This is a genomic window from Paenibacillus stellifer (assembly GCF_000758685.1).
In the GTDB taxonomy this organism is placed as follows: Bacteria; Bacillota; Bacilli; order Paenibacillales; family Paenibacillaceae; genus Paenibacillus_AQ; species Paenibacillus_AQ stellifer.
In genome coordinates this window covers 3,152,155-3,164,846 of the sequence record NZ_CP009286.1, presented here as the reverse complement: position 1 = coordinate 3,164,846, position 12,692 = coordinate 3,152,155, and the positions used below count along the sequence as shown (strand labels likewise).

General features: G+C 52.9%; 14 protein-coding genes. 11 read left to right on the top strand and 3 right to left on the bottom strand.

The annotated features are described in order from the left end of the window. Positions 1-80 precede the first annotated feature (80 nt). On the bottom strand, positions 81-248 hold the full coding sequence (locus tag PSTEL_RS27965; protein ID WP_169744583.1) for a hypothetical protein: 168 nt from the start codon (positions 246-248) through the stop codon (positions 81-83). Between the two features lie 196 nt (positions 249-444). Here PSTEL_RS27965 and PSTEL_RS14610 point away from each other — a divergent pair, with 196 nt between their 5' ends. The 9 genes from PSTEL_RS14610 (at position 445) to PSTEL_RS14570 (ending at position 7,915) form a co-directional block, all read left to right on the top strand. Continuing rightward, positions 445-1,833 carry a PAS domain S-box protein gene (locus PSTEL_RS14610; protein WP_169744582.1) on the top strand — a complete coding sequence of 463 codons (1,389 nt, stop codon included), beginning with the start codon at positions 445-447 and terminating at the stop codon, positions 1,831-1,833. Next, positions 1,809-2,231 carry an ATP-binding protein gene (locus PSTEL_RS14605; protein ID WP_052098503.1) on the top strand — a complete coding sequence of 141 codons (423 nt, stop codon included), beginning with the start codon at positions 1,809-1,811 and terminating at the stop codon, positions 2,229-2,231. The genes PSTEL_RS14610 and PSTEL_RS14605 overlap by 25 nt, the downstream gene beginning before the upstream one ends. A 148-nt stretch (positions 2,232-2,379) precedes the next feature. Next, positions 2,380-4,293 carry a methyl-accepting chemotaxis protein gene (locus PSTEL_RS14600; protein WP_245624962.1) on the top strand — a complete coding sequence of 638 codons (1,914 nt, stop codon included), beginning with the start codon at positions 2,380-2,382 and terminating at the stop codon, positions 4,291-4,293. Beyond that, positions 4,286-4,567 carry an STAS domain-containing protein gene (locus PSTEL_RS14595; RefSeq protein WP_038696368.1) on the top strand — a complete coding sequence of 94 codons (282 nt, stop codon included), beginning with the start codon at positions 4,286-4,288 and terminating at the stop codon, positions 4,565-4,567. The genes PSTEL_RS14600 and PSTEL_RS14595 overlap by 8 nt, the downstream gene beginning before the upstream one ends. 177 nt (positions 4,568-4,744) lie before the next feature. After that, positions 4,745-5,104 carry a GntR family transcriptional regulator gene (locus tag PSTEL_RS14590; protein ID WP_245624961.1) on the top strand — a complete coding sequence of 120 codons (360 nt, stop codon included), beginning with the start codon at positions 4,745-4,747 and terminating at the stop codon, positions 5,102-5,104. Next, entirely contained in the window at positions 5,101-6,000 is a 900-nt protein-coding gene (locus PSTEL_RS14585) for an ABC transporter ATP-binding protein (protein WP_038696363.1), read from the top strand. The genes PSTEL_RS14590 and PSTEL_RS14585 overlap by 4 nt, the downstream gene beginning before the upstream one ends. Further along, positions 5,997-6,692 (top strand): hypothetical protein, encoded by a 696-nt coding sequence (locus PSTEL_RS14580; RefSeq protein WP_038696361.1) that lies wholly within the window; start codon positions 5,997-5,999, stop codon positions 6,690-6,692. The genes PSTEL_RS14585 and PSTEL_RS14580 overlap by 4 nt, the downstream gene beginning before the upstream one ends. 164 nt (positions 6,693-6,856) lie before the next feature. Continuing rightward, entirely contained in the window at positions 6,857-7,303 is a 447-nt protein-coding gene (locus PSTEL_RS14575) for a GNAT family N-acetyltransferase (RefSeq protein WP_038696359.1), read from the top strand. Between the two features lie 384 nt (positions 7,304-7,687). Continuing rightward, positions 7,688-7,915, top strand: coding sequence for a hypothetical protein (locus tag PSTEL_RS14570; protein WP_038696357.1), 228 nt, complete (start codon positions 7,688-7,690; stop codon positions 7,913-7,915). A 181-nt stretch (positions 7,916-8,096) separates the two neighbouring features. Here the strand turns inward: PSTEL_RS14570 and PSTEL_RS14565 are convergent, their stop codons facing one another. Continuing rightward, positions 8,097-9,434: an amino acid permease gene (locus PSTEL_RS14565; protein WP_038696355.1), complete on the bottom strand. Its 1,338-nt coding sequence runs from the start codon at positions 9,432-9,434 to the stop codon at positions 8,097-8,099. A gap of 114 nt (positions 9,435-9,548) precedes the next feature. Between PSTEL_RS14565 and PSTEL_RS14560 the strand changes: the two genes are divergently transcribed. Together PSTEL_RS14560 and PSTEL_RS14555 are read left to right on the top strand one after the other, a co-directional pair. Beyond that, positions 9,549-10,460: a LysR family transcriptional regulator gene (locus PSTEL_RS14560; RefSeq protein ID WP_038696353.1), complete on the top strand. Its 912-nt coding sequence runs from the start codon at positions 9,549-9,551 to the stop codon at positions 10,458-10,460. Positions 10,461-10,534: 74 nt separating this feature from the next. Next, positions 10,535-11,437 carry a tyrosine-type recombinase/integrase gene (locus PSTEL_RS14555; protein WP_038700973.1) on the top strand — a complete coding sequence of 301 codons (903 nt, stop codon included), beginning with the start codon at positions 10,535-10,537 and terminating at the stop codon, positions 11,435-11,437. 267 nt (positions 11,438-11,704) lie between these two features. Here the strand turns inward: PSTEL_RS14555 and PSTEL_RS14550 are convergent, their stop codons facing one another. Beyond that, on the bottom strand, positions 11,705-12,631 hold the full coding sequence (locus PSTEL_RS14550; RefSeq protein WP_038696351.1) for an L-lactate dehydrogenase: 927 nt from the start codon (positions 12,629-12,631) through the stop codon (positions 11,705-11,707). Positions 12,632-12,692 lie beyond the last annotated feature (61 nt).

The following is a 12,692-nucleotide window of genomic DNA, read 5'->3' as shown; positions in this document are numbered from 1 at the left end:
TTGGCGCCCTTCTCCGGAACAATCTGCAGCGCAGAACGGATTGTCATGCTGAAGGGCGACCGGGTGGCCGAGGCCGGGAATTACCCGGCCTTTTTGCCTTGGCATTTTTTGCACACATTCAGCGTCTCTCCCGTACTGCCTTTGGCGGTATACAAAAGCTTGATCCGGGTGCTTCCGCAAAAGGGACAGGTTCCCCTGCCTCGTGAAGGAATGCGCCACAGCGCCTTGCCCCGTTTGTTCTTCGACATTCCTGATTCCCTGCCTTTATCACAAGATAAAGTATCATATGCGGAAAATTTTTAAATTGCAACTGTCGAATTAACAGAGAAACGATAGAATTTTGTGATATAATTCCAGCAAAACTGACTGGAAAGCGTGTCCATAATGACTATCAAGCCTATTAACTGCAAAAACTTGAATCCGAGCCCCTCTCCCGAGACCTGCATGGAGCACTACGGTTGCATTTATGAGAATAATCATCTCATAACTCTGCTGATCGATCCTAAAGACGGGAGCATTGCGGATGCCAACAGAGCGGCCTGTTCATTTTATGGCTACAGCCTCAAGCAGTTGAAGAAAATGAATATTTCCGATTTGCGCACGTTGGCCGGCGATCCCGGAAGCTCCGGTTTTTTAGCACTGGCGCTTGACGGTGTGAACCAGGAATCGGGTACAAATCGGAGGTTTCAGCTGCGTCACCGGGTTGCGGATGGAGGGGAAGCCGATGTTGAGATTCATACCGGCTTCATAACCATGCTCGGCAGAAATTTGTTGTATACCGTAGTTCATGACATCAGCGACCGGGTACGCTCCGAACGTCTGCTCAAAGAGAGTGAAGAGAGATATCGGGAAGTGGTCGAGCTCTGTCCCGACGCCATACTGGTTCATCGAAACGGGACAATTGTATTCGCCAACAAGCGAAGCGAAGCTCTGTTCGGTGCCCGCAGGGACAAGCTTGTAGGGAAGCGTCTGGAAGATTATTTAACCGGCTCCGGCATAACCTCACAGGATTACCGCAAGATGCTCCGGCTGAAGTCATTGAGAAGGAGCACGCGTCTTCAAGTAACCGTAATCCGTCATGACAACCGCTCCTTTGATCTCGAAATCGCAGGCGCTCCGATTACGTTCCGCAGCGAGCCGGCAGTGCAGCTTGTACTGCGGGATGTAACGAAGAGCAGACAGGAGATCAGACGTGCCGTTAAGCTGCAGGAGCGTCATTTCGCCGGGGATTTTCCGCTTCCCGATAAAGCCGATTTCATGAAGCTGTACGTGCCGGCCGAGACGCTGAGCGGGGATTTTTATTTTTTTCACCGGATTAGCGGCGATGAGGTTATCGGTCTGGTCGGCGATGTGATGGGCAAAGGCATCTCGGCGGCACTCGGCATCTCAGCGGTCCGTATGCTGTTCTCGGACTTGGCTATGCGTATCCACGATCCGGCTCGTCTTCTGTCCGAGCTCAACCGGCGGGCGCTGAAGCATATGGAGGAGGATTATATCTCCGCGTTGTGCTTTCATCTGCAATTCACCCAAGGTCTCTTGACTGCCTCCGGCGCCGGCATCAATGAATTTATTCACCAGGCCCGGAGCGGCGCTGTGACGAAACTGATCGTACCGGGCGCACCGGTAGGGATGTTCCCGCACAGCAATTTTGAATCCTCGGTCGTTCCGTTTGTACCCGGAGACCGCTTATGTTTCTACAGCGATGGATTAGAGCTGCTTGACGGTGGCGCCGAAGGGGAAAGAAGGTATTTCGATTACGATTCACTGAAGTTCGCGATCCATGAATCTGTATTGAAGGATGACTGCACATGGTTAAGTCTGCTAATCAAGTAAATAGCGGTGACCGTCTTCCCGGAAAGGGCAAAGAGGTAATCGTGTACGGCCTGGAGAGGCATTCAGGTGTGATCGATGGAATCATCCGGGATCTTCAACTGGAGGAAGCCGCTTTCGCCGTCAAGTTAATGCTGACCGAAGCTGTGACCAACGCCTATAGCCATGGCAACGGCTGCTGCGATACCAAGCCGATTACCATTCGCTATTCCCTGTCTGATGGACTTTTGTCCGTACAGGTTGAGGATGAGGGCGGCGGGATTGACCCCGGCTTTCTCTCAGACACCATAGAAGAGGCGGATCTGCTTGCAGAGAGCGGCCGGGGATTGTTCTTGATCCGCAGCTTCGCGGATGAAGTTCTGGCGGATGGCCGGGGCATTACCATGGTTAAGCGTATTTAGCACCGGCACAGCCGGATATTCATTAGCTTGACACGGAGGAATGATTACACTGAGTCTAAAAGTTAAAATAAGCATATGTCTTGTGCTGATTATCAGCGTCCCACTTCTTATATCCGGGTATTTCAGTTACAATCAATCTTCGGACGCTTTGCAGTCCGCCATTCAGGACGAACTCCGAAAGACGACCGCTTCAGCTTCGGAAGCTGTGGAGACCAAGCTGGATACCGTTCGCCACGATTTGGAGATTGCGGCCCTGAACGCCGATCTTGCTCGACTGGCTGTGAATCCGGACAATTCGGAGCTTCAAAGTGCCGTATATCGCTATGCCGCCGATGTCCAGCAGCAGAACAAAGATCTGATTGAGCTGCTCATTATCGCGGATACTCAGGGACAAGCCTTAGTAACTAGCGCGTCGAACACACCTGACTTGAGCGTAAGCGACCGCGAGTATTTCAAGCAGGCACTGCAAGGTAATTCGGCTGTCAGCGATGTTATCGTATCCCGGGACAGCGGGAACCCGGTTGTCGCCATTGCGCTGCCTCTTAAGAGTGGAGGAAGGACGGCGGGAGTCCTGATCGGAACCATTCCGTTCACCGCCATCTCATCTCCGGTTGATGATGTGAAGATCGGCGAGAATGGCTATGCCTATATGCTCGACAAGAGCGGGCTCGTGCTGGCTCATCCGGTGAAAGACAAGATTATGAGCGAGAACTTTACGGATAACGGGCATAAAGAAATGAACGATTTGATCAAACAGGTGGTAGCGGGTAGCAGCAATGAAGGATTCTATACCTTTGAAGGCATACATAAGTTTGTAACCTTTCAGAAGGCGGGGAACTGGCTGGTTGCAACAACTGCGGATTACAAGGAATACATGGCACCCGCATTTAAAATCCGGACGGGTACGATCTGGATCACCGCTGCGTGTATTGTGGCAGCTATCGTGGTTGCTCTGATCCTTACCCTGCTTGGCATCCTGCGTCCGATCAAGCGTCTCCAGGCTGCCATGAAGGTAGCAGGCGAAGGCGACTTGAGAGTCCGGTCCGACATCAGAACGGGAGACGAGTTCCAGTCGCTGGGCGAGTCCTTTAATCAGATGGTCCAGAAGCAGGAGGAAATGATCGGAAGCATCCAGGCTGGCTCCCTAGCTCTGATGAACATGTCGGAGGCGCTGGCCAGCTCATCCGAGGAATTCAGCGCGTCGATCGAAGAGATCAACTCCAGCTCTCAGGAGATTGCGGCGGGGGCGGAGAACAGCAACCGTTCGGTGCTGGAGGCTTCCCAGGTGCTCGTTCAGATGTCCAGTCTGGTTCAGCTGGCCCAGAGCAAAGCGAGTACGGCGAATACCAATGCGACTGCGGCCAATGAAGCCGCTCAGGATGGCAGAGTCAAAATCGCGGATACCGTTAAGGCCATGGAAGTGATCCATGCCAATACCGGAGAGACAGAAACCATTCTGGAGGCAGTTCATGCCCAATCGGCGCATGTCTCCGAGATTATCGGTGTTCTTAACGGTATCGCCCGTCAGACTAATCTGCTCGCATTGAATGCGGCGATTGAAGCTTCGCGTGCCGGAGAGCATGGAAGAGGATTTGCCGTAGTGGCTGGCGAAGTTAGAAAGCTGTCCGACGAATCGAACCTCAGAGCTACCGAGATTTCGGAAATGATCAGCGAGATGGTGAACTCGATCTCGACAGCCGTAACGGCAATGCGCGGCGCTTCTCAAGCGGTGGAGGAAGGCCGGGGAGTCGTACACGAGACCGACCAGGCTTTTATGCGAATAATGGAAAAGGTGCAAAATATCGAGGGCAATGTTGATGAAATCGTGGATATTACCCGGGATGAAGTCGCCACATCGGATCAGATCATCAAGCTGATCGATTCCATGGGTTCGGTGTCGGAGCAGGCGGTATATGCGAGCGAGAGCGTGGCCTGCGCAATTGAACAGCAGGCGTCGACTGTCAACCAGATCGCCGCTTCGGCGCAAGAGGTAAGCGCAACTTCAGTGGAGCTGGAGCATCTGGCGGAGAACTTTATTATACGAGGTGAACATCATGAATGAAACGGTGATCCGGATTCCGCAGGAATTTTCCGTCGAGAAAGCTTGGCTGTTCAGAGATGAAATCCGCGGCCTTATTGAAGAAGGAACGCTTGTCTTTATGCTGGATTTCAGCGATTGCACCTTTATCGACAGTACGGGGCTCGGGGTGATTGTCAGCTCCTACAAAAAATGTGTGGAAGCGGGCGGCACCATCCGCCTAAAATCGCTCTCACCCAACGTGATGAATGTCTTTCAGCTGACGAGATTGAATCATGTGTTTGAGATCCTTACTTAAAGGCATGGCAGTATAGATACAGAAATAACTTGGAAGCTTCTCTTTGGCGGTTATCCGCCGGAGAATAGCTTCTTTTTTTGGGAAAAAAAGGCGAATCGTTCTTTACAAATTGAAGGGATGGTTATATAGTTAGTTACATGAGTAATGAACCAGCAAGGTTGTCTGGAGGTGCGACAAATGGATGACAGCCGACCGATTTTTCTGCAGATATCAGAGAAGATCGAGAATGACATATTGGAAATGAGGCTGCCGGAGGAGAGCCAGGTTCCATCCACCAATCAGTTCGCGGCTCTGTACCAGATCAACCCGGCTACGGCGGCCAAGGGTGTGAATGTGCTGGTGGATGAAGGGATTCTCTACAAGAAGCGCGGCATCGGCATGTTCGTGGCGGAAGGAGCGAGAGAGAAGCTGATGGAGAAGAGACGGGAGCATTTCTATGAGCAGTATGTGGTAGCGCTGCTCCAGGAAGCGAAGAAGCTTGGCATATCGGTGGAGCAGGTTACCGCGATGATCTCGAAAGGAGCCGGGGACAGATGAATATGATGACCGTAAAAGGTCTGACCAAACGATATAAGGACTTGACTGCCGTCGAAGACATCTCCTTCAATTTGGAGCAGGATCGGATCTATGGACTGATCGGGAGGAACGGCGCAGGGAAGACGACATTGATGCGAATGCTGACTGCCCAAATGGAGGCCAGTTCAGGGGATATCCGGATTTTCGGTGAACATCCCAGGGAGAATAACCGGGTGCTCTCCCAGATCTGCTTTATCAAGGAGAGCCAGCAATATCCGGATCATTTTAAAGTTCGCGATGTGCTGGATGTTGCAGCCAAGCTGTTCCCGCAGTGGGACGCGGGCATTGCGCAGGGCTTGATGCGGGACTTCGACCTTCCCGAGAAGCGCCAGGTGAAGAAGCTCTCGCGCGGAATGCTCTCAAGTCTCGGCATTATCGTCGGTCTGGCCAGCAGAGCTCCATTGACGATGTTCGATGAACCGTATTTGGGATTGGATGCGGTAGCCAGAGAAATTTTTTACGACCGGCTGCTTGAAGATTATCAAATCATCCCCCGAACATTCATCATCTCGACTCATCTGATTGACGAAATCAGCCGCATACTCGAACATATACTGCTCATTGACAAAGGACGGCTTGTGCTCGATACAGAGACGGATGAGCTTCGCGGAACCGCTTATACCGTGACCGGGCCTGCGTCCGCCGTTGAAACCTATCTTGAAGGGCGCAAAGTCATGAGCCGCGAGCGTATCGGAGGCTACATCAAAGCATCGGTCCGGGAGACTCTCAATCCTCAGGCACAGAGACAATCGATGGAGCTGGGTCTTGATCTATCCTCCGTATCGCTGCAGCAGCTTATTGTATATATGACCGGGAAGAGGCAGGATGAAACACAAGGGGAGGACAACGCGTTATGAACCGGATCCGGGGTGTTTGGGGACTTCAAATGAAAGGTATTAGAGGGGCGCTTTACAATCCTTGGCTGATCGTTGCCGCAATCTTCGTATTAAATTATCTGGGAATTCAGGTAGCGAGTGCTTCAACAAGTACAGATAGCACCTATAGTGGATCTATCGCAACGCTCTATATTTACGCATTTGTATTCAGCATCGTTCTCGTCAGCCAGACCTTTCCTTACGCAATCAGCATGAGCGTCCGCAGAGCAGATTATTTCAATGGAACCTTGCTGTTCCTGGGCTTCACCAGCGTTGTAACAACGGTGATTATCCTTATTCTGGGTGCTCTCGAGAGGTGGACCTCCCATTGGGGCGGAACCATCCAATTCTTCAATCTGCCATATATTAATGTGGGAGGGATATTCCGGCAGTTCTTTGTTATCTTTGTCCTTATGCTGTTGTTTAATCTCTGCGGATTTTTTATAGGCTCACTTTATCGGCGGTTTAAAGGCATTGGAGTGTGGATGTTCTTCGGTGGTTGTGCTGTAGTCTTCGGGCTTCTCATTTATATACCGGGAGGCCGGGAGCTATTGTTGGACGCTGCGAATTGGATAGGTGATCATGATGCGTCCACGATGGCTGTAATTACCATTCCTTTGCTCGGGATTCTGGCACTGGTTTCATGGGCATTGCTGCAAAAGGCAGAGGTTTGATGTTTGATAACATAATAATTATTATGTAAACTTAAATATTTGTAAAATTTAAACAGCGCTCTGTGAGGGGCGCTTTTTTCTTTGGACCATGCACTCGATCACCATATAAAATGAAGAGAGTCCCGCAGGGACCAAGTTCTTCATCGGAAAGAGAGGCATGAGAGATGGAATCCATCACGATCAGACAAGTGAGCTGGGGAACACCGGAATACCATGAGGCATTGGCGCTGCGGGATAAAGTGCTCCGGCGTCCGCTTGGGATGAGTATCAAGGACGATCCCTGGCAGCAGGAAACCGAAGATATACATGTATGTGCCGGCAGCGGCGATGTTCTGATTGGCGTGTTGCTGCTCCGGAAGTTGGATGACACAACGGTCCAAATGAAACAGGTTGCCGTTGACGAGGCGGCGAGGGGCCGGCAGGTGGGCACACAAATGGCCGAATTTGCCGAAGCCCTTGCCAGACGGGAAGGTTATCACCGGATCGTACTGCATGCGCGTGAGACGGCGGTTCCTTTTTATGAAAAAATGAAATATATATGCGAAGGAGAAAGGTTTACGGAAATCGGCATCCCCCACCGGCATATGTATAAGGATATTCGCAATTGTTAGCGTGGACTATATAAACATTTGGAGCAGACCCAAGCTGTAGGATGACAGTCTGGGTCTGTTTTTTATGAAGATTAGCCCCAAAAGCGATCACTGGTGAGATTTACGTGTTCGAGAGGTTCGCAAGTTGGAATATCCGGATTTTGGCGATAAAATACCCCGAAAAAAACGGCGTATAACATAAATTATACGCTGTTTTGATTCAGAGGGATTTATTTCACGGCTTATGTCCAAGTGCATCGAAAAAGAGGCGCTCGGAGCTGCAAAATAAGCGCTGTGAGGTAATCAACCAGGAATGATCCAATACATAGCGTCTGCTGGAGAATTATGCCATGATGACTCTGGAGGTATTCAGAGATTATTTTTTGCGGAAAGGTGGGGGAATAAGTGGTAGCGAAATACGATACATTTGGCGGATTATTCTTTGGTGGATTTACTGTGTTCGGCATTCTGATCTCGCTGGTTTGGACGGTCATTGGGATTTATCTAGTGGTGCTGGTCATTAAAGCTCTGCGTAGAGCAATCGAGGCACTTGATCTTTATATTTATTCCAAGAATCGGGAGATTCGCAAAACGTATGAATCAAGTGATAGCGATCTCAACAAAAGACAGTAATATAATTATTATTATGTTATCTTTGCCAATCCTCAAGAAGATATTCATATAATAAATATTATGTTAACTTAATGTGGTAAATGAATGGGCGAACGGAAGAGTCCATCTAATCTGTTCGCCCTGTGCCACCATGTATTAACGGGTGTATCGCCTGCGGAGGTTAAGCTCCGCAGGCTTTTTGCTATGCGCGTCTGCGTGAGTGTGCGGCTGTGCGGTCGCCGGATGAACCGGGCACAGGCTGCTCTGCGGATGCCGATCTGCGATCAGTACGGCTGCGCAATAGTACGAAGAGGCTGTACACGAGGCATATCACGAGAGGGTAACCGATCGCCATTCCCGTGAACGGGAAGACGGCGACGGTTGCGATCAGGGAGATCCAGCTGACTGCAGACCCGAAGCGGCTTCCCTTCAGCAGACGGACCCCGGCGGCGCAGCCGCCGATATACGTCAGGATGAAGGTAGCGTTCGGGAAGGTGATCAGCGTGGTCAGCGAGAGCAGGCCGCTGCCATAGAGCGACATAACGGCGATGAAGCACAGCAGCAGGAACAGCAGCGCGCCGATCGGCGTATGGAAGCGCCGGGACATGCGGCCCATCCAGGCCGGGGCGCTTCCCTGCCGGGCCATCGCATATGCGACGCGCGAGGCGGCACCTGCGTAGGCGATAATGGTCGCCGTGCAGATGAACATGCCGGTGAGCCCGGCAGTAAGGCCGCCCCAGCGGCCGAGCGGGCCGCTGATCATCCGGACGAGCGCCGCCGAAGCGGCTCCGTCCAAATAGCTGCCGGTGCCGACGGTCGCCAGCGCCGACAGGAAGTACAGCGTGCCGACGATGACCGCCGCTATTGTAATGCCCTTAATCGCCGCACGCTGCGGGTCCTTGAATTCTTCGGACAGGTGGGAGACGGCTTCCCAGCCGATGAAGCACCAGAACAGGATGGCTGCCGAGCGGCCGACATTCAGCCAGCCATGCGGGGCGAACGGGGTGAAGGCGGCCCGCTCCATATGCGGCAGCGCCGTTCCGAAGGCGCAGACCAGCACCGCGATGATGGCAACTACCACCGCGATCTGCACTTTGCCGGCAAGCGACATGCCGACGACATTCATGCCGAGGCCGACAGCCAGCATCAAGGCGGCAAGGCCGATCCGGGCCGGCTCGCCCCAGCCCATGGCCGCCGTCATGTAGCCTGCACCGGTGAGCGCGGCAACCGGTGCGCCGATCGGTACAGACATGAGGAAGAACCAGCCTGTCAGCGAGCCGGCCCGTTCACCGAATGCGAGCGTGACGAAGTGCGAGACGCCGCCCGCATTCGGGTATTTGGCGGAAAGAAAGCCCATGGACAGCGCCATAGGCAGAATAAGCAGCGTCATCAGGCCCCAGGCGAGCAGGGAGGCGGGTCCGGCCATTTCGGCCGCCAGCCCGGGGACAATCAGGATGCCGGATCCAAGAACAGCTCCGATGTAGAGCGCGATGGCCTGCGGCATGCCGATCTGACTGCGCAGCGTTACGGATTGCTTCATTATAAATCAGCCTCTCTTGTCATTTGTTATAGCGTATCAGATAATGGTCCTATTAGAAAAACAGATTCTTTGAATGATATCCATTCAAATTTCCGATAGCAGGAGGCGAAGAGAGTGGAGTCCAGACATTTGTTCACCTTTCTTGAAGTCGTGGAGGCGGGAAGCTTCACCCGCGCCGCGCAGAAGCTGGATTATGCCCAGTCCAGCATCACGGCCCAGATTCAGGCGCTGGAGCAGGAATTGGGTCAGCCGTTGTTCGACCGGATCGGGAAGAAGATCGTTCTGACCGATGCGGGACGGCGGCTTCTTCCTTATGCACGGCAAATAATGCGAATGCACAGCATGGCCGAAGAGGATTTGCGCGCTCACAGCGCTGTCTCGGGCCTGCTGCGGATCGGAGCGCCGGAGTCGCTGGCAGCGTTCCGGCTGCCCGGCATCATCAGCGAGTACCGCTCCAAGTTCCCGCAGGTCGAGATCATCCTGAAGCCGGGTTCGTGCTGGGAACTTCGGGAAATGAGCCGGTCTGGGGAGATGGATTTGTCATTCCTTCTTCAGGAGGAGTTCAGTGACAAGGACCTGCATGTAGAGACGCTCATTCATGAGGAAATGGCGCTTGTTGCGCCAGTCGGTCACAGACTCTCGAATGGCATTCAGGTCAGCCCGGATGATCTGCGCAACGAGACGATCCTGCACACCGAAACAGGCTGCTCCTACCGCCTGCTCTTCGAGCGGTATTTGAACGCATCCGGCGTATATCCGGACCCCAAGCTGGAATTCTGGAGCATTGAAGCGATCAAGCAGTGCGTCATGGCCGGGCTTGGATTGTCGCTGCTGCCGCTCGTTACGGTGCGGAAGGAGCTTGAAGAGGGCAGGCTCGCAAGGCTCCTCTGGGATGACTCGACCCACCGCGTAGCGACGCAGATGGCTTTTCACCATAAGAAATGGCGATCTCCCGCGCTGGAGGCGTTCCTGGAGACGACCCGCAAGCACGCCGGTCTTTGGCGTCAGGATAAGATATCCGTATAGGTCTGCCAGACCGATTTTATGCTATAATAGAACGTCGGTTTTAACAGGAGGTTGAGGGCGCCTTGCAGGAAGAGATGACCGAATACGAAGAAGAACTGGAAGCCTTCGTCATCTGGATGAAGGATGCCGGCTATACGGCATACACTCAAAAATCCTATATAAACGATGTCCGGCAGTTCCTGGCTGGCCTTCAAGGCAAGCCTCTCGGCTCGGTCAAGAAGCTGCATGTGATCTCGTACCTGAGCCGGATGCGCGAGAGCGGGGTCAGTGATTCGACCCGTAACCGCAAGCATGCGTCGGTAAACTGCTTCTTCAAGGCGCTGAACGAGTTGGAACTGCTTCAGGCCAACCCCGCCTCAGGCATCAAGAAATCGAGAACCGAGAAAAATCGGGAGCCGGTCTATCTGGAGGAGGAGGATCTTCGGCATTTCCTTGCACATGTAAGCGGTAAGTACAAGACCCGGAATTTGGCGGTGTTCCTGCTGATGGCTTATATGGGCCTTCGAGTAGGCGAGGTGCACTCGCTCAATATTGGTGACTACCATCCGGAACGCCGGACGCTCAATGTCTTCGGCAAAGGCCGGAAATGGCGGTCTGTTCCCGTTCCGGAGGCAGCCGCTTCCTATCTGGAGGAAGCCATTTCAGAGCGGCTTGAGCCTTGGCGCGGGAATCGGGAAGACGCGATGTTCATTTCCCAGAAAGGGCGCAGGCTCTCGATCCGTACCATACAGAACATTGCTTCCGAGACCTTCGACCGGTTCCAGAACGGACTTCCGGCAGCCCGCCGCCGTTCTTATTCCAGCCATAAGCTTCGGCATTCATTCGCGACTATGCTGCTGAGAAAAGGCGCGGATCTGAGAACGGTTCAGGAGCTGCTCGGACACTCCTCCATCCAGACGACGACGGTATACACGCATATCACGAACAGGGAGAAGGAGGAAGCCATGTCCCGCCTCCAGCTTGAGCTAATGCAATAATTGACATCATATTTACGTGCTATGACAAGAATTAATGACTGTAATCCAGAGAACGATTAGAAATTTGAACCCGGTCATGTCCATGAAAAAAAGCCGCAGGCTTTTCGAAAACATAGAGGACCGTATTGCGGTTTGCTTCGCTGGTCTTCTATGTTTTCCGAGAAACGGATGCCGTTCTCCAGAAGGAGGATGCCCCGTTTCTACTTAGCAGGCGGCTTTCTTTATGGGCGGTAATATTGGGATTAGGAGCCGATGGGCGGCTATTTCCTAAAACTCCAGTTTTGAGATTTCACCTTTGAGCTTCTCGGCAGACTGCTGGAACAGCTTGGTCTCCTCGTCGCTCATCGGCAGGGGCAGCACCTCGCGTACGCCAGAACGATCTACAACGCATGGTGCGCCCAGGAAGATATCGGACACGCCGTTGTAGTTGTTCAGCAGTGTGGATACATTCAGCACGGCGCCTTCATTGCCGAGGATCGCCGCTACAATCCGGTCCAGCGCCAGCGCGATGGCATAGGAAGTGGAGCCTTTGGCATTAATGATCTCGTAGGCGGCATTTTTGGTGTCTTCGTAAATTTCCTTGCGTGTGTCTTCGTCGAAGCCGAGGTCGGTACCGCTGACATTGGCCAGACTCCATACCGGCACCTCGGAATCGCCATGCTCCCCAATGATGGAGCCATGGATGCTCCGGGGATCGATTTCCTTGTATTTGCCGATCAGATAGCGGAAGCGCGCGCTGTCGAGCACGGTGCCGGAGCCAATGACCCGGCGGCGGTCGAAGCCGCTGATCTTGAGCGTGGCGTAAGCCAGAATATCGACCGGATTCGTGGCGATCAGCAGAATCGCATGAGAATTATATTTGGTAATCTTCTGGATAATATCCCGGAAGATCGAAATATTTTTGCGGAGCAGATCGATGCGGGTTTCACCCGGCTTCTGTGAAGCGCCTGCCGTAACGATAATGATGTCCGCTTCACGGCAGTCCTCATAGGTGCCGGCCCACAGCTTGACGCCTCCGACAAACGGAAGGCCGTGGTTCATATCCAGCGCTTCGCCAAGCGCTTTCTGGTGATTAACATCGATCAAGACCAATTCGGGCATCCGGTTGCGCAGCAGCAGGGTGTAAGCTGTAGTTGTGCCGACGGCTCCTGTGCCAATGACAACGACTCGATTAGGTTTGAATGGGGGGGCCATAGTTCCATCTCCTTAGAAATTATGAATTTTTCTTGACCAATCTTATCCATCATAGCCTCAT